17 protein-coding genes are annotated in these 18,319 nt (G+C 29.7%); 9 read left to right on the forward strand and 8 right to left on the reverse strand.

Annotated features, from left to right (window positions below; translation table 11 throughout):
- The first annotated feature begins 35 nt into the window (after window positions 1-35).
- The 3 genes from CORI_RS01085 (at window position 36) to CORI_RS01095 (ending at window position 2,976) form a co-directional block, all read left to right on the forward strand.
- Window positions 36-1,325, forward strand: coding sequence for a thioredoxin reductase (locus tag CORI_RS01085; protein ID WP_254064939.1), 1,290 nt, complete (start codon window positions 36-38; stop codon window positions 1,323-1,325).
- A gap of 23 nt (window positions 1,326-1,348) precedes the next feature.
- Entirely contained in the window at window positions 1,349-1,606 is a 258-nt protein-coding gene (locus CORI_RS01090; protein ID WP_173030456.1) for a hypothetical protein, read from the forward strand.
- 80 nt (window positions 1,607-1,686) lie between these two features.
- Window positions 1,687-2,976 carry a thioredoxin reductase gene (locus CORI_RS01095; protein WP_254064940.1) on the forward strand — a complete coding sequence of 430 codons (1,290 nt, stop codon included), beginning with the start codon at window positions 1,687-1,689 and terminating at the stop codon, window positions 2,974-2,976.
- A 28-nt stretch (window positions 2,977-3,004) separates the two neighbouring features.
- On the opposite strand, the gene CORI_RS01100 is transcribed toward CORI_RS01095, so the two are convergent.
- The 8 genes from CORI_RS01100 to CORI_RS01135 form a co-directional block, all read right to left on the reverse strand.
- On the reverse strand, window positions 3,005-3,895 hold the full coding sequence (locus CORI_RS01100; RefSeq protein WP_173030457.1) for a hypothetical protein: 891 nt from the start codon (window positions 3,893-3,895) through the stop codon (window positions 3,005-3,007).
- Between the two features lie 18 nt (window positions 3,896-3,913).
- On the reverse strand, window positions 3,914-7,417 hold the full coding sequence (tssM, locus tag CORI_RS01105) for a type VI secretion system membrane subunit TssM (RefSeq protein WP_173030458.1): 3,504 nt from the start codon (window positions 7,415-7,417) through the stop codon (window positions 3,914-3,916).
- A gap of 61 nt (window positions 7,418-7,478) precedes the next feature.
- Complete coding sequence (locus tag CORI_RS01110; protein ID WP_173030459.1) at window positions 7,479-8,387, reverse strand: type VI secretion system baseplate subunit TssG; 909 nt, start codon at window positions 8,385-8,387, stop codon at window positions 7,479-7,481.
- On the reverse strand, window positions 8,384-10,063 hold the full coding sequence (gene tssF / locus CORI_RS01115; RefSeq protein WP_173031897.1) for a type VI secretion system baseplate subunit TssF: 1,680 nt from the start codon (window positions 10,061-10,063) through the stop codon (window positions 8,384-8,386). The genes CORI_RS01110 and tssF overlap by 4 nt, the downstream gene beginning before the upstream one ends.
- 41 nt (window positions 10,064-10,104) lie before the next feature.
- Window positions 10,105-10,497 (reverse strand): GPW/gp25 family protein, encoded by a 393-nt coding sequence (locus CORI_RS01120; RefSeq protein ID WP_173030460.1) that lies wholly within the window; start codon window positions 10,495-10,497, stop codon window positions 10,105-10,107.
- Window positions 10,498-10,513: 16 nt separating this feature from the next.
- A complete protein-coding gene (tssC, locus tag CORI_RS01125; protein ID WP_173030461.1) occupies window positions 10,514-11,965 on the reverse strand; it encodes a type VI secretion system contractile sheath large subunit in 1,452 nt (483 codons plus the stop codon).
- 1 nt (window position 11,966) lies between these two features.
- The gene (tssB, locus tag CORI_RS01130) at window positions 11,967-12,461 is read right to left on the reverse strand and encodes a type VI secretion system contractile sheath small subunit (protein ID WP_173030462.1); all 495 of its coding nucleotides are present in this window, start codon (window positions 12,459-12,461) and stop codon (window positions 11,967-11,969) included.
- Window positions 12,462-12,555: 94 nt separating this feature from the next.
- On the reverse strand, window positions 12,556-13,845 hold the full coding sequence (locus tag CORI_RS01135; protein WP_173030463.1) for a type VI secretion system domain-containing protein: 1,290 nt from the start codon (window positions 13,843-13,845) through the stop codon (window positions 12,556-12,558).
- Between the two features lie 207 nt (window positions 13,846-14,052).
- Here CORI_RS01135 and tssJ point away from each other — a divergent pair, with 207 nt between their 5' ends.
- The 6 genes from tssJ (at window position 14,053) to CORI_RS01165 (ending at window position 18,252) form a co-directional block, all read left to right on the forward strand.
- A complete protein-coding gene (gene tssJ / locus CORI_RS01140; protein ID WP_173030464.1) occupies window positions 14,053-14,523 on the forward strand; it encodes a type VI secretion system lipoprotein TssJ in 471 nt (156 codons plus the stop codon).
- A complete protein-coding gene (gene tssK / locus CORI_RS01145) occupies window positions 14,523-15,917 on the forward strand; it encodes a type VI secretion system baseplate subunit TssK (RefSeq protein WP_173030465.1) in 1,395 nt (464 codons plus the stop codon). The genes tssJ and tssK overlap by 1 nt, the downstream gene beginning before the upstream one ends.
- A 15-nt stretch (window positions 15,918-15,932) precedes the next feature.
- On the forward strand, window positions 15,933-16,712 hold the full coding sequence (gene icmH / locus CORI_RS01150; RefSeq protein WP_173030466.1) for a type IVB secretion system protein IcmH/DotU: 780 nt from the start codon (window positions 15,933-15,935) through the stop codon (window positions 16,710-16,712).
- Window positions 16,713-16,791: 79 nt separating this feature from the next.
- A complete protein-coding gene (locus tag CORI_RS01155) occupies window positions 16,792-17,313 on the forward strand; it encodes an Hcp family type VI secretion system effector (protein WP_173030467.1) in 522 nt (173 codons plus the stop codon).
- A gap of 52 nt (window positions 17,314-17,365) precedes the next feature.
- The gene (locus CORI_RS01160) at window positions 17,366-18,001 is read left to right on the forward strand and encodes a hypothetical protein (protein WP_173030468.1); all 636 of its coding nucleotides are present in this window, start codon (window positions 17,366-17,368) and stop codon (window positions 17,999-18,001) included.
- A complete protein-coding gene (locus CORI_RS01165) occupies window positions 17,998-18,252 on the forward strand; it encodes a hypothetical protein (RefSeq protein ID WP_173030469.1) in 255 nt (84 codons plus the stop codon). The genes CORI_RS01160 and CORI_RS01165 overlap by 4 nt, the downstream gene beginning before the upstream one ends.
- The last annotated feature ends 67 nt before the right edge of the window (window positions 18,253-18,319 follow it).

Raw genomic sequence — 18,319 nt, forward strand, 5'->3', positions numbered from 1 at the left:
CAATAATCATAGCAATATATCTAAAAGGAAATTCAGTGAATAGTAATGAGACTTATAATATTAAAACAATGGATGGAACATATGTAACATTTGACAAAAGGACAAATTTACTAATTCCAAACAATAAAGACTATAAAAAACCTAGAACAAATCAAGAATATTTAAAAATACATTCTAAATTTCTCCTAGACTCCAGAGCCATCCTAGACTCATCTGCTTATATAAACTATAAACCAAACTACTATAACCCTAAACCCGACTCATACGGACAAACAGATTATCTCTCATTTCAAGCATGGCTTGATATGAGTTATAAAAGACCTCAAAAAGGAAGTATAGCTCCTTGGACTAAAAAAGAAAAAGCTTACTATGAAAGCTTAAAAGATAAAAGAGAAAGGTTTATATATTTAATTAAAAGAAGTAACTTAAAATGTACTATGATAGAAATTCCTGAAGACGCTATGCTTAGAGTAGACAGTAAAGGAGTTCTTACTAAACCCGAATATGAAGATATATATGATAGGGTAAGTGCTAATGTAGACAGTTTAAAATCAAGACTGTTTTCAGGGGAATGGAGAATATGTGCAGGAATGCTGGGAGATAAAAGATCATTTGCAAGGGCAACCATACTTAACTATTCAGGATTTAAGACAAGAGCTAGGCAAGCCGTATTCTTATCTGCCCAATTGGGAGAAGTAGATGCTTTAAAAGTATTAGCCAGATATTTTTCCTCATCATCTACTACATCAGGATCACAAAAAGACTTAATCAGATCAAAAGAATTAGAACTTATATACAACAACCCGCCTTTAGATGAATACGGTATGATACCTTATCTGGACGAGATAATAGGAGTGGATTGGATAATGGATTTTAATAGGGGAGGGTTGGCTTTAGATCCAGGAGGAGATATTATGCGATATTTAAGAGAACTGGTTGAAGAAAAAGGAGAACTACTTGATCCTAGGGATATGGATGCCGATGAAAGATCAAGAGAGGAATTTATGGAGTATGTTAAGAAATTATTGAAAGAATTTGCAGAGCCTTATGATGTGGCTGACCCAGATGATAAAAGTCAAGAGCAAGTTTTGTTGAATAGAGATATAGGAATTTTAGAATCTAAAATAATATCCTTAACTCCTCCCGAAGGCTATCCTAATGCACCATACTACAATACCCCCGAAGAGTTAAAAAGAATGTATGAAGCAGGAACACTGGATAAAAAACTAAATCCTACTATACCTGCAATGTATAGAGAGTATTTCCCTAAAGACTTAAAAGAAAAGATAGAAGATTATGCTTTAAGGCATAATATAAGGGATTAGTTAATTACGGATTGTAGCTTTCAATGGAAATCCTAAACGACTTTAGCAGAGGAATTTATAACACTGACGAAGAAACCAAACAGGATGATAAGGCAAGAAGGCTTCTTAAGGCTCTTAACGTAATAGGACAGAATAATCTTAAAGGTATGTATGTGGGGTGTAAAGAGAGAGAAAAAGACAGAATAGCTAATATAAATACTGTTATAAAAGAAATCCCCCCTCGTCTAATCGGAAGATTAGCCACTACAATCATAATGGAAGACGGACTTTATATAGGATGAAATTTAATAAACTTACAATAATATCTTTAATATTTATAATTCTAACAATAATCATAGCAATATATCTAAAAGGAAATTCAGTGAATAGTAATGAGACTTATAATATTAAAACAATGGATGGAACATATGTAACATTTGACAAAAGGACAAATTTACTAATTCCAAACAATAAAGACTATAAAAAACCTAGAACAAATCAAGAATATTTAAAAATACATTCTAAATTTCTCCTAGACTCCAGAGCCATCCTAGACTCATCTGCTTATATAAACTATAAACCAAACTACTATAACCCTAAACCCGACTCATACGGACAAACAGATTATCTCTCATTTCAAGCATGGCTTGATATGAGTTATAAAAGACCTCAAAAAGGAAGTATAGCTCCTTGGACTAAAAAAGAAAAAGCTTACTATGAAAGCTTAAAAGATAAAAGAGAAAGGTTTATATATTTAATTAAAAGAAGTAACTTAAAATGTACTATGATAGAAATTCCTGAAGACGCTATGCTTAGAGTAGACAGTAAAGGAGTTCTTACTAAACCCGAATATGAAGATATATATGATAGGGTAAGTGCTAATGTAGACAGTTTAAAATCAAGACTGTTTTCAGGGGAATGGAGAATATGTGCAGGAATGCTGGGAGATAAAAGATCATTTGCAAGGGCAACCATACTTAACTATTCAGGATTTAAGACAAGAGCTAGGCAAGCCGTATTCTTATCTGCCCAATTGGGAGAAGTAGATGCTTTAAAAGTATTAGCCAGATATTTTTCCTCATCATCTACTACATCAGGATCACAAAAAGACTTAATCAGATCAAAAGAATTAGAACTTATATACAACAACCCGCCTTTAGATGAATACGGTATGATACCTTATCTGGACGAGATAATAGGAGTGGATTGGATAATGGATTTTAATAGGGGAGGGTTGGCTTTAGATCCAGGAGGAGATATTATGCGATATTTAAGAGAACTGGTTGAAGAAAAAGGAGAACTACTTGATCCTAGGGATATGGATGCCGATGAAAGATCAAGAGAGGAATTTATCAATTATGCTAAAGAAAAACTTATTGAAGAATTAGAATTTTTTGCCTCAGGGTTTCCTGATAGTTGGAATGAAAACCAAATAAATCTTTATATAGACTCAACCCTACTAGAATCTAAAGTAATATCCTTAACTCCTCCCGAAGGCTATCCTAATGCACCATACTACAATACCCCCGAAGAGTTAAAAAGAATGTATGAAGCAGGAACACTGGATAAAAAACTAAATCCTACTATACCTGCAATGTATAGAGAGTATTTCCCTAAAGACTTAAAAGAAAAGATAGAAGATTATGCTTTAAGGCATAATATAAGGGATTAGTTAATAATAGCGAAATTGCAATTATTAACTAATTTTTAGAGTTATAGCTTTCCAAAGCTTTTAAAACAAGATATTCAAATGCTTTTTTGTCTTCTTGCGTACTTTTTATTACAATTTCTGAAAAGTATCTAAAAAATGAATTATTCTCTATAATGTCATACATATGGCTATATAGTTCTTTGCAGATCAGCTTTACTAGAACGGTATTTATGAGTGTTGTCGAATTTGATAGCGGTATAGTTGATATTATTGCTTCAAGATCTTTTACATTTAACACCTCTGAGTTTGTTCTAATAGATGCCGGCTTATCATCTGTTTGCAAATTTTTGATGATTTTTTGTATTAGATTTTCCATGTTTTCTGATGTAAGCATATTTTTTTTAAGAGTTTCTTGTGTTATAGGATTTATAAATTCAGGCTCTGTATTGTTTATTATCTTTTCAGCTTCTCTTGGCGAAAGATTTATATTTGATTTTTCTTTGAAATCAGGATTTAAAATTTTGCCTCTTGGCTCAAGATGAATATTGTCTAATTTATCAAAATTTGGTGTATTTTCTATAAGTTTTTGAGATTGTCCTATGTATTCGTCTATTTTTGAAGGCTCTACAAACATTAGCTTTAAATCGCCTATTTTAAATACATCTCCTTTGTTTATAACTGTTTCATAGTCATTTGCAAGTTTTGAAAAAGAGTCGTTGTAAAATATCTCACAATTATTATAAGGAGATATAGCAAAAAAGCCTTCTTCGTAATTTATGCGTGCATGTTTTGCTTGTATGGAGCCATTTGTGTCTTGACAATAAAAATTTACACCGCTATCACTTCCTATATCGCCTCCATTTTCATCAAATACATAAAATTTAGATGAATAACTTGTCGCATTTTCTAAATTTTGTAAGATAACAGCTATTTGTTCCATAGAAAAATCCCTTTTTAATTATAAAATACTTTTTGGAAGCCTTATTGATCGTATTGTATCCATAATCTTTAATATTTCATTATTGTTTGAAGTAATTTCAAAACCAAAATAAGACTCTTTTTGCATATCAAGATATAACGAATATACACTATTTTGATTAAGAGTCGAAGCTTCTATAAGCCTATACCAAGCCCATTCTCCATTAAATATTTTTTGTTTTGTTTTGTTCTCATTTTGAACTTTTGCTATAAATTTTAATTGTGTCGATGTATCGAAATTTCTTGGCATTATATGCAGACTTGAAGGGATGGTATGATCATAAACTATTCTTTCATTATTGCCGTAAGAAATGTTTATATTGCTAAAATCAGCAGACAAATCAACGGCTTTTAAGTAGAAATTAATTTTGATTCTATCGTCCGAGTCAAGCATAATATTTGCAATTTCATCTAATAAAGCTGCATTTTTTAGAAATCTCTGACTAAAATTAAAATCTTTTCTATAGGCTGATTTAACATAGTAGCCTTTGCTATTTTTTGCTAAAATTTTGTTTAGGTATCTTTTGTAAAACTGATTCCATGTCCCTTTTTTGCCAAAAAATGATTTGAATGATTCTATGCTAACCGATTCTGTTGCTATTGGATTAAATGGATAAAATGGCAATATTTCATTTGCATATTGATTATATACTTCGTCATACCACAAAGAGTTCAAGATAGACGAGGTGCCGGACTCTATCTGTTGCCATGACAATTGAGATAATCTCTGGTAATAGTTTGTTAACTCTCTGGGAAGTAACTTGGAGTTATTGTTTAAGACGATAAAAGGATCATTTTCATTTTTGACTCCGCCTACAACATAAGTAATTTTATCACTCTCGCTTTCTAACATTTGAAAGTTAAAATCAAGAATTTTTTTATGTATTTTAGAGATATCTCCACTTATGGTTTCAAGTATATTGTTGTTTTCGTTTTTTAATGAGTGATATTCTTGAAATTTTGTACTGAAATTTGAAAATACTTTTTTGATTTCAGTTGAAGGAAAACCTAACGAGTATACAAATTTTAATAGATCATCATTGTTTAAATTTGTGTTATCGTTTAAAATATCTATCATAGAGTTAATTGGATTTTGAGTTTTTGATAAAATTTCAAGCTCATTTAATACGTCTGCTCTTGAGTTAAATTTTTTAGGCAGTATATCACTTAAAATAAGTGACCAAGTGCTATCATACTTTTGCAGATATAGTTTTACTACTTCTATTTTTAAGTTGTTTTTATCAATATTTTTTTCCTCATTTTCTCCCATAAGCCATTTTTCTATATTTGTAGTGTTGTCTATGTATGAGCTTAAATTTGATAAGAACTGCTTCATTCCGTTTTTTGTATAAATTTTATTAAACGGATCAAAATTGCTACTATCTTGAACAACATGTTCAAAATTTGTTAGTTCTTGTTTAAGATTATAAAGCTCTTTTTCGCTTTTATAGGAAATAAATTCCAATAGAGAGTAAAGTCTCTCCGGTCTTTGTATCTTTGTAAGCTTAGAATTGGCAGCATTTACGGATTGGTCATTCTGAGTTATATTTATAAAATCAGCATTTAAGATAATATCTACATAAGATAAAAAGTCATTTTTGTTTATATTATATTTTTCAAATTTATCCCAGTTTGAATTAACCCAAAATTTAAATAGATCGACATTGATAAATTTTTTATCAAATAATGATTTATACATATAAAATGTTCTGATTAATTTATCCAAATTCGATTCGGTGTTTAATATATTTTCCATCTCGACTAAAATAGTATGCCTTAAGAAATTTGCACTAAGTTCATAGTATAGTTTTTTAGCCGATTCAAAACCTTTGTATGATATATCTAAAAGAGGGTATTCAAATTTTGTGTCACCGGAAAAAAGTCTAGGATAATCTTTTAATGTGTCTTTTAGTTTATGTAGTAGTTCAATCTTTTGAGTCGGCGTATAGCTAGCATATTTTTCTTCATCAAGTAATGAAGAAATAGCGAGTAATGTATCTTGTGAAGTTTGCTCTTTTAATTTTTTTGTCTCTAAAAAGTGATTTGAAGCAAAGTATGTAAAGAAGCCTATAAGTGCAATAAATATAATATTTAAAAATTTAGTAGCGAAATTTTTATTTAAGGATGTGTGCATTAAATGATGTTTAAAAACTATATCTTTTAAAAGCGATTTAACAAAGTAGCTTTGCTTGCTATAGTTGCTAAAGGCCCTAGTTAGCGGTTTTTTGATATTGTATTTTTCGCAAATCGTGTTTATAAGGTAATTTCTAGGTATGTTTTCTTGGAAAGCGCTTACAAAATAGACACCTTTTATAGGAGAGCCGTTTTTAAGAGAATTTTCCTCTTTTAGCTTTAGCATGAATTCTTCAACTAAAGCAAATAAATTGTCAAGCTGTTTTAAGAATAAGTACGAACGCTTTTTGTCTTCTAAAGAGTGGGCTAGTGAATTTTTATTCATTATATTAAACAGTAAAGATTCGCTAAGTTCTTTGAAATCTTTATTTAAGCTATCTTTTGTAAAAGAATTTGATAGGCTGAGCCCTAAAGCTTTATTTGCTATGTTTTCATTAAAAATTTTAAAATAATCGCCCATCCCATCTATCAAGTCAAGTTTGCTAAAAACTACATATATCGGAAATTTTATTTTTAGGCTACTTTCGCAATCATTTACTCTTTTTACCAAATATCTGATTAGATTGTCAAAATATTCTCTGGAATTTTCTAAAAATTGTTGAGTATCTATTATTAATATGGCTCCATTCAGTTTTGAGTGGAAAATATTTTTATTTAAAAAATTTAAAAATTCTCTCCATATATTTTTTTTAAGTAAAAAATCTTTATTTTTTTCAATATCATCTTCCGGCAATTCATCTGTTGAAGTTGGATTAAATAAGTTTTCTTGTGAGAAATGAACTCCTTCGGTATCTATAAGCGCTCCATCTTTAGAGATGTATAGATTAAAATTCGTAGTGCTTTGATGAATTTTTTTATATGTTTCAAGACTATCTCCTAGCGGATATTCTATGTTTGAGTAATTTATAAATGCACTTTTGCCGACTCTTTCGTTACCGATTATCATTATAAGAGGTATTTTTTTAAGCTTTAAATCCGATTTCCATGTATTTTTGGCATCTTTTATAGAGATGAAAAAATTCCTTTTTGCCTTATTTACCGAGTCGCTTGATAATTTTTTAAGCTCTCTTATCTGCCCTCTTTTTTCGCTTTTAAATGAAATAAAGTAGCGTATCATAGGAACTATAACAAAAATTATAAAGACAATGGACCAAAATACACTAAGTGCGATTATCCTTGAAGATACTTTAGCAAAAACATGAATATCGTTAAAGGCTATATTTGGACTGTATTGCCAAAATAAGAGGCTAAGAACTATAAAGGATATAAAAAGAGATACGTTTTTGAATTTAAAAAATGCTAAGAATTTACTTATATAAGACAAGATAGACAATTTAACCACCATATTCATAAAATATTTTAATCAAAAATTATAGCACAACTTCTCGAAAAATTAAAAATTGAAATTTAATTTATGAATATAATTTAAATACCATTAAATGAGATTTTTTATCTTTTTGATGCAGAGTGGAAGCGTACCCTAACTTGCTGTGAGTTTTATCTTTTAGCTTTAAATTCATTTGTCTTGAATAATTGATTTTTAAGTATAAATCAACTGCAAATTCGTTATTTGTCAAAAAAATAATACTATTTTTTATTTCATTATATTTTTGAGCATTTGGAAAATATTTTAAAGCCTCATTGTAACTTATATCTTTGATATAAATTGCTATTTTGTTTTGATAGCTCAATGCTTTTTTCCCTAATATGAAATTTGAATTTAACGTATTGTTAAAATTTCCAAGGCAATTCCTTTGTTTTGGGGCTATAACGATTTGATGCGGTATGTTTTCTAATATAAAAAGCTTATCTTTTAAATTAAAATTATATTGAAGCACTTTTTGTATATAAATTTTTGGGCGTCTTAGGCTTAAAATAAGCGGTGCAAAAGGTAGATATGTTTTAGCAATCTTTTTATCTTTAATTCCAAGCATATTAAATAAAATTTTTGAAATTCTATCGCTAAAATCACTTTGAAATGACATAGGATAGCTTTTTGTAGAGATGCTTTCAAAAAATATCCATAGAAGATAGTTGTTAAAAAAATCAAAAAATAATTTCCAATCCTCGCTTTCGCTTTTTGCAAATTTGTCAAGCATGTAGCTTGGTAGTTGCGAGGAGCTCCCGCAAATTCCCATAAAATTTACCATTATTTCTACAAAAAGTTCTTTTTCGGATTGATTAAATTTTGAATACTCGATTTCTTTAAAAGGATGCCCTAAATCCGAGCTATTTCTTAGAATAACATTTTTTTTATCGTGATCTTTTATAATATTTTTTAATAGTTTATAAAAAGATATACCTCTTGTGTCATCATTCATATTAGAGCTTTTTTGCCGCTAGATAAAGGATAATCTATGATGATTTTACTATGGAGGCATTTGATTTTGACTTCGCAAAATGAATTTATGGATGAGAAGCTTGAGAGGAATTCCGATAATACCATCCCCATCACATAAACTTCTCCTATGCTATAAAATTTACTTTCATCAATAAGGAATATGCACAAAGTTCCTTTTTTTACCATTTGTTCGTTAACTCGATATATTGATTTTGTTTTTATATCTTCAATGGAATTTGCTATTGTCTGAGAATAGTAGTTATCCTTATCAAATGTAAATGCGCTTAAAACGCCCAAAAAGGAGCCTTTGTCAAGTATCGTTTGATAGCTAAAAGATAGTATAGAAACAAGTCTCCATAATAAATTTCCATCTATGTCTACTTTTTGTATATTTGTAGGTACTGTGATATTTTTTGTAGCCACTTCTTGATGGTTTGGTATATTGTTAATGTCTGATATTTTTAGTTTTGAGGGCAAATTTCCATTGCAACATAGAGCATCTATTGTTATTGTTTGTTCTTTTGTAGAGCCTGAAAAAAATGAAATTTCTTTATATGGATTTAAATTATTATCTATTTTATTGCTTAAAGAATAGTAATCTTCAATTTGATCGTTGTTAAAAAATTTAAATCTTTCGAAGCTTTTGTAGTTTTTAAGAATTCGCCTTCCCGTATCGCTATTATGTGCTAATACTTTATTGATTTGAACAATCTCGTATGCTTCTATTTTATTTCTATCCAAAAATATTCTATAACCGTTTCTTCTGTTGTCGTTTAATATCGGTTCCGCGCTCATCTGGAATAGATTAACTACAGGAGTAGCAAATAATGAAAAATACTCCACTCTTGGTATATATCCATTTGGAAGATCTCTATCAAATACAAATTTAATAATAAAATTTTTTGACTGAGACTTTTTTAATATATCGAGATTTTTTATGCTTATGAAATTAAATTTATAAGGAGTAAAAAATAGTTCCTGTAAGAGACAAAATGCATCAAAGCCAAGGTCTTCATACTTTATCAGTTTTTCATCGAGTCCCATAGCGTGTATGGATGATTTATGAAGTTTAAATTCTTCATTTGTATCCGGACAAAATATAATAAGTTCTTTTGTATACATTTTCATCCACATCAACAATGCTGCAGACATGTATACATCATGGCCTAAATATAAATTTAGATTGTTGATGTCTAAATTAGATAATTTGACATCCTCTTTGGTTATTTTAAGTTCTAAATTGAGAATATAATCTGTTTTATTATTACTTAAATATGTTTTATCTATAGCAAGTGGGTGCAATACAACATCATATATGGTTTTAAATTTACACACAATATCATTAATTGGTTTTGAGCTTACTATTGAATTTTTAGGTATAGTTAGACTATATTTATCGCTATCTTGTTTTAGTGAAAATTCCTGAATACACGAAGAGGGAATGGGGTTTGTATAATTTGGGGATACAATATTGATTAAAGATTCTGCTATCAGAGGCATATTCTCATCAAGTTCTTGGTGAATTTTAGATGTTAATATTGCTACGTTTTCTATAATTCTTTCAACATCTGGATCTTTGCTGTCTACATTTAAAAAAGGAGCTACTTTTGGAAATTTCTTAGCAAATAGATTTCTCATTTCATGCAGATAAGACATTTCTTTGCGAAAATACAGTATATTATTTTCGTTTTTTTTCACTATAAAACCTCACAATATCTATTGTTGCGAAAAGTAACTCTTATATTAAATTCTTTAAATAAATCGGTTTCATAAACATATGCAATATCAAATGTAAGTTGCCATGGTTTTAAAGAATCATCATAATTCATAGAAACAATTTTGATTCTATTTTCATATTTTTTAATAAGATTATATATCTCTTTGCCTATTATTTGGCAAAGGTCTTTTGAGTCTATGCTAAAAAAAGATATATCGGGAAATCCCATGTCGCTTGAACTTATGCAATCATCAAGCTTTGAATTTAAAAGAACGCTGATATTTTCTTTAATATCTTTAAGTAGATCTTGATGATAGGGCTTGTCTTTGTTTTCATCGCTTAAAACATATAAAACCCTATCTGATAACGACACAAAACCTCTTTTTGTCTTATTCTTTATCGAGTTTTCCAACTAAAGATAGTTCAAAATTTGCGCCCATAAATTTAAAATGCGGTCTAGCAAGAAGTTCTATTTTATACCATCCAGGCTCTCCGGGTATATCGCTTACATCTATTCTCGCATTTCTAAAAGGTCTTCTGCTTCTTACTTCTGCAGGTGGATTTTCCTGATCCGAGATATATTGTCTAAGCCATTCATTAAGCCCACGCTCTACGTCAGCTCTTTCCTTCCAAGTTCCTATTTCCTCTCTTTGTAATACTTTTAAGTAGTGCGCTAGACGAGAAATCAAAAATATGTAAGGAAGTTGAGTGCCTAGCCTAAAATTTGTTTCGGCCTCTTTTCCTTCCGGAGTATTTGGAAAAATTTTAGGCTTTAGTGCAGAATTTGCAGAGAAAAATGCTGCATTGTTGCTATCTCTTCTTAAGGTAAGAGTTATAAAGCCATTTTCGGAAAGTTCATATTCTCTTCTATCTGTTATTAAAACTTCTGTTGGAATTTTGGCTTGAACACTACCATAATTTTCATAAAGATATGTAGGTAGGTCCTTAACGGCTCCACCTCCTTTTGGCCCTATTATATTTCCGCACCATCTAAAATCCGCAAAACTTTCAGTAAGCCTTGTTGCAAATGCATAGGCTGAATTTCCCCATAGCATATGATTGTGCGAGCCTTCGACATTTTCCTTGTAGTTAAAGCTTTTTATTGGGTTATCTTCCGGTAAATATGGAGAGCGAGTTAAAAATTTAGTAACTAAAAGACCTACATATTTTGCATCTTCGTTTTCTCTAAAAGTTCTCCATCTTGTATACTGAGGTCCTTCAAGCATACTCTTCAAGTCCTTGATGTTTGCCATTTCACCATAATGCTCTAAACCAAAAAAATTAGGTGATAGCGACGTTAAAAACGGAGAATGGCTCATGGCGGAGACAGATGACATTTTATTTAAAAAAGTCATATCGGAATTCGTTTTGTCTAGCTGATAGTCGCCTATAATTGCGCCTATAGGCTCACCGCCGAACTGTCCGTACTCATGAGAATAAACTTGTTTATAAACAACACTTTGAGTTATATCCAGATTGGCTTCAAAGTCATCAAGAATTTCTTCTTTTGTAATATCAAAAAGAACAATTTTTGTATTTTCGTTAAAGTTTGTTCTTTCTACTAAAAAGCGAATTCCTCTCCAAGTCGACTCTAATTGCTGAAATTGTTCATTATGAAGTATTTCGTCCATTTGCTTTGAAAGCAAACCGTCTATATGGGCTATCATTTCATCAAGAGCAAGCTTGTTGATTTTTTCTTCCGGATTTTCAGATGTTACAATGTTGGAAATAAATTCAGCAACTCCTCTTTTTGCGACACTATAACTTTCATCATCCTTTGAATATCTGCTTCTTTGCATAATGCTTTCAATGATCGGTGTTTGAACTTTTGTTTTTGGCATATCAGTCCTTTTGCTCTTGATCTTGCGTATTTTTGATTTCTAGGAGTAGTTTTTCTTTTGTTTCGTTATTTTTTAGAGCCTCCAAAACCGCTTTTCTAAAATCAGGTATATTTCCCATAGGTCCTTTTAGGGCAATCAAAGCCTTTCTTAGCTCTATTAACTTGTTTATCTCAGGGATTTGTTTGGCTATATTGTCGGGGGAAAAATCTTTCATATTTGATATTTTTAAGTCCACATTTATCTCTTCGCTACCTATACCAAGCTTGTTTTTTACTGAGAAATTTGTTTTGATATCCATTTTTTCCATTACTTGATCAAAGTTTATTTTGTTTATTGAAACAACTTCTCTTTCTTCTACAGGTTTTTCATTGTGCCCTGTTAAATTTGACATGACCATAACTTTTAGCGGAAGCTCAACATCTGCCTCTTGATTATTGGTTTTTGTTTTGTAGGTTATGTTTATACGCTCTTTTGGAGCTATAGAATTATCTGCCACGACACTCTCCTTTTAAAAATCTTTAAATTGGATATAATTATAATTAAAAAATATTAAATTCTTTTTAAGAAATATTTTACAAAATAAGTAGCGATTACTTACAAAAAGATTTCGCTTTTTTATAAATATCTGATAAATAATCTTTAAGTTCAATTGTTTCTATTAAATTTATTATTTGCAAATACATAATTTTGGCGTTACTATCCATATTTTTATTTGTAAATAGTTCTGCCATTGATATCATGGATTGTAAATTTCCTTTTACATCATTTAGCTTGTTTTCATTGTTTATGTCTATTAAAATTTGATCGATGGATTGGTTTTTATAGTCTTTGGTTTTATTTTTTAAACTATTTGTTTCTTTATTCGAATTTGCGAAAAAATCATAAGTCTCTTGCGGGCATATGTCTTGATTGTCTTGAAATTTTAATTTTAATATTTCTGTATTTTGATCTAAAAATATTTTTACTTGATCTGATATAAATTTTGATATACCTGCAAAGCCGTTTTTTTGAAAAAATTCACAAAAGAGTCTAAGCCCTTCTATCCAAAAAGGATTTAAAGACAAATTTTGCATAAAATATTTTATATTATCAACATTAACTTCCGCCATATCTTTTAGTGATATTATTAAATTTTGATCAGGATATCTAATGGGCGTTATATGGTTATTATGAGAAGGAAGAGATTTGATTCTTCCCCACATAGCTTCTAAAAATACGGCGTAAGAGCTTATATTTGATATGTTATTTGCCAGTAAGCTTGTTGCTAAATTTATAAAATAATCTCTAAATTCTCTATCGTTTAGGTGGTTGATGTCTGAAGGATTAGCTTTGGAAGAGTATGTTTCGCTCGGTTTTTTTATATGTTGAGAATTTGGCTTTATATCTTGACTTATTTGTACTTGAGGATCGGAAGGTAAATTAAGATTTTCAAATTTGCATTCAAGTAAAATTTCAAATTCGCCAATCGTCTTTTGAAAAAGCTTGGCTATTTCTTTTTTGCAATTTAAATTTGATTGATTATATTCATTAATAAAAAAATCTATAGTAGTTTTTAGAATTTTCTTTTTGGTTGAGAGCAATTTGTCTGATTGTCCTAGTGTTTTAGGGTTTTCTTTTAAATTTTTTAAAAAAAAGTTTATTGCCTTAAGAAAAATTTCATAGTTTTCTGCTTTGTCTACATTTACGGTTGCTATTGATAAATAATTAAGAATTTTTGTATCAAGAGATAAAGATTGTAAAACATATAATGAATTTCCAAAAACTACATCCCATTTTATTTTTTCATGGGCAAGTGTTTTGTACTTGGACATCTCGTCTTGAAGCTCAATATAGATTTCATCTTCTTGAAAATTCTGATTAAATTCTTGATAAAGTTGCATGCATTCCTCAAATCATTTTATGAAATTTTGGATTATTACACTTAAAAGCTTTTAATAAACTTAACGATATTTTCTAAACAATAGTTATTGTTTGTGATAAATATTTTTATTGCGATAAATTAAATATTAAAAAATATTGTAATTATATTTTAAAATTTAATATGTTAAACTTCAAAAATTTTAAAATAACTTTAAGGTGATGTCAAAATGATTAAAAAAGTAATTTTATCTGTTTTTGTAGCATTATTTTTTAGTGCTTGCGGAAAGTTGAGCGTCGGCGTTAATAATACGCCAAATTCAAATTTTAATCACCGTGGTGATAATGTCCCGATTACTGTCATACTTTATCAATTGAAAGATATTAAAAAATTTCAAGAGGCCACAGAGATGGAACTTCTTGAAAGAGAAGATGAAATTTTGGGCAGGGACAAAATAGACTCTATTAAGCTTCAAATAGAGCCTGAAGCGGATGTTTCGATTTTGAATATAGACAAGCAAGAGGTGCCTTATGTGGGAATCCTTGTTCTTTATGCGGATCAAAATAAGACAAAAATTAAAGAATTCAAAAAAACTGCAGAAATAAAGTCAGATTATTTAGTATTTAAGATTACCGATAAAGATATCAAAGCATTGGGAGCTAAAAGTCTAAGTGTAAAAATTAATCAAAAGGCTAAATGATGGCGGATAGACTAAAGGTAGTCTGGCACAATGGAATGAATGTAGATAAAATTCATTTTGAGCAACAAGAGAGATATTTTGAGAGAAATATAAATTTAAAAACCATCTCTTCTTTTACAAATTTATATGGAGTTTTGGATTTACAGATTTCAAATGAGTTGCTTGAGCAGGGCAAAATAAGCTTGAAGAAAATTTCAGTGATAGCTCAAGACGGATCCATTTTGAATGCTCCCGATGAAGATGATTTGCCGGAACCTTTAGAAGTTGAATTTGATTCATTGGCCTCTTCGGTTATAGTTTTGAAGATTCCCGTTGATAATTTAGTTGTGGATGTGAGTTTGCAAAATAGCATACCTAATTCCAAATTTAAAGCCAAGAGAGCGATAGTAAACTCTAAAATACACGATGACGCAAATATTGATGTTTTAAAAGATTTGAGCGATGAAGAAGATTATTTGCTAAGCTCGGCATTTAATCAAGACAAAGAAAATGTTGTTCTTGCAAGCTTAAAAACAAGCTTGGGGGTTTTGGGTAGCAAAACTCCGTATGAAGTTGAAATTCCAATATGCAAAATACAAAATATTAGTTCCAGTAAACAAATTAAGCTTGATGATAAATTTATACCGACTTGTCTTGATGTGAGCAATCATTCATTTATAAGACAATTTTTGGATGAAATGATTTATACTACAAAACAACATAAAGAGACATTATCTAGTATATTTAAAAGTATCGATCAGGCTAAAAATACTTTAGATTTTGCTACATACTTATCACTTAATATGCTAAAGAAATGGCATTTGATTTTTTCATATATGTCAAATAAACAAAAGATTCATCCTGAGTATCTTTATGAAAAATTGATAGACTTTCAGGCTGATTTAATGGCCTTAAGTAATGATGAAAAATTTAGCGGTTTTATAGCTTATAAACACTATGATCTTACTTCAACTCTTATATCCCTCATAAATAATATTAGGCTGCTATTTTCAAAAATCATATCGCCAAAATACACTATGGCTCATGTTGTTACAAACGCCCATGGCTTTTTTGATTGTATATTTGATAATCCGGGGATTGTCCAAAGCGCAGAACTATTTTTGGCTGTTAGCTCGGATAGTGGAACTGATTATTTGCTTAAAAATTTTAAAGATCAATCTAAAATTCATACTCAATCAAATATAAAAAATATAGTTGCATCCCAGCTTAAAGGGCTAAACATTGAACAAATTTCGGTAATACCTACAACTCTTCCTAGACTAAATGGCTATGTTTATTATCGTTTAGACAAAAAAGATGCCTTGTTTAAAGCATTTAACGGAGAGAGTATTGTGAGTATATATGTTACAAACAATATAATAAATCCTGATATAAGAATGTGGGCAGTATTATAAAAATTAAGGAAAAATATGCAAAATCAAGATAATCAAACCTCTATATTGTTTGAAAGCAGACTGCAGGGATTGGGTATAAATCAAGCACTAGATAGTATTTTGCCTCTTTTGCTTCTTGCAAATAGGATGTCTAAAATTCAAAATATGTCTCAATCGGAGATGGTAAATTTAAAAGAAAGATTGACAAATGATATATTGAGTATAAGCTCAAGGCTTGCCAGTTTAAAAATTTACGATGAAGATGATATAACTCGCCTTAGATATTGTCTTTGTGTATTTATAGATGAAAGTTTAATGAAAAATGAAATTTTTATGAATAGTTTTTGGGCTAACAATACACTTACCATTAGACTTTTTAACGAAAATTTAGGCGGAAATAAATTTTTTGGAATAATGGATAAGTGGTTTGAAAACCCTACTAAAAATAAGGATTTTTTAGAAGTCGTTTATGTATGTTTAATTCTTGGCTATAGAGGCAAATATGATTTGCAGGATGATTGTAATGAAAAAATAAGTTATCTTTGTGAGAGTATAGCCGCGGCTATTACCCCATTAATTAAAAGCGATGAAGAGATAATGTTTCAAAAAGCATACACCTCTTCAAGTAAAGATAGTGCATTGAGTCGATTTGATTTTAAAAATTCTAAAATAATTGCTACTGCAATCGGACTTTTAATAATAATTGCTTCTTTTGTTTATTCTTTATATTCTCTTGATAAGCAGAATTTAAAAACTAATGTAAGCATTAATAATAAAATAGATAGTTTTATGAAAGACTCAAATTCTACTTTATAAGATTTTTTGAAAGTTAAAGAAAATAAAAAGTTGTATTGGATACAATTATCAAATATTTTTAATTTAAAAAGGAGCTATTATGGCACAACCAGCGTATATAAGGATAGAAGGCGTTTCACAAGGACTTATTTCCAGTGGCGCATCTACAGAAGCAAGTATCGGCAATCGCTACCAAGCAGGACATGAAGATGAGATAATGGCACAAGAAGTGTCTCATATCGTAAATGTTCCAACCGATCCTCAGAGCGGACAACCTTCAGGGCAAAGAGTTCACAAGCCTTTTGTCTTTACTTCGTCGTTAAACAAAGCTGTTCCTTTACTTTATAATGCATTAACAAACGGAGAGAGACTTAGCAATGTTGAAATTCATTGGTTTAGAACATCTACAAGCGGTGGAGCGGAACATTATTTTACAACTAAATTAGAAGACGCCATTATAACAGACATTACTTTGGTTATGCCAAATGCACAAGAGAAAAATAATAGCGATAAAACAGAACTTTTCCAAGTTTCTATGAACTATAGAAAAATAGTTTGGGAGCATGTTGCTGCAGGAACTAGCGGAAGCGATGACTGGAGAGAAGGCACAAGAAATAGCTAAAGTTTTAATTTGCATGGATTATTTCCATGCAAAGATTACTTGAAAACAGGTAATGCAAAAAACAAATTTCAACCGTTTTAGAGCATATTTAAGATATAAATTTAAGGGTCAGAAAAAATCTTCAAATTATAAACAATATCTTTATATATTTATATACATTCTTATCTCACTTACCGTATTTTTAATCCCTAATGATATTTTAGACAGATACTCTTTAGCTAAACATTTTACAAATTTTATGGAATTTATCCCCGCTATAGAACAGATAGAACATAGAAGTGCCATACCTCAGATAGCTAAATTTTATACAGCTTACATGTTTATAGTAGGGATAGTATTTGCTATGTTTTTTATGTATAACTTTTTTGTTTATTCTATACATCATTGCAGATTATTTGATATCTATAAAAAAGAGCGTTATATACCTAGAATAAAGCCAAAAACATCTCTATTTATGTTTATTGCTTTTGCAGTAGGAATTTTTTGGTTTTTTTACATGATTATACAAGGAAATCTAATAGGAATAAGACCTAAACAAGCTATAAAATCTACTACTATAGACGACATTTATGGACTTTTGTTTTATGTAGATTCTTATTATTTAATGACATTTGGATGTATTGCCATTGTAGTTGTTGCTATTGTTATAATAATAGATATACTATTTTTAACAAGAATTAAAAAATGAGTAACGACAATAACAAAACAAAAAACAATACTATAGTAACAAGTACCATAAGCAATGTAGGTGCAGGAACCGACGCAGCTTGGAGTAAATTTATAAGCGATCAAAGCGATGATATGGGTAAAATTTTTAAAGGCGTATTGAGTAAAGCATTTAAGCCTATAGGGACTATAACTGATATAAATAGCTACACAATAGCAAATACTGAAAAAGAGAAATTTAAATTTACAAGAAAAACATCAAGAACAATTTAAGATGTGTATAAGAATCATTAAAATAATTTTTATATTAAATTTGCACTAAATTATTTTTTAGTATAAT

The sequence above is a fragment of the Campylobacter sp. CCUG 57310 genome (assembly GCF_013201975.1).
In the GTDB taxonomy this organism is placed as follows: domain Bacteria; phylum Campylobacterota; class Campylobacteria; order Campylobacterales; family Campylobacteraceae; genus Campylobacter_A; species Campylobacter_A canis.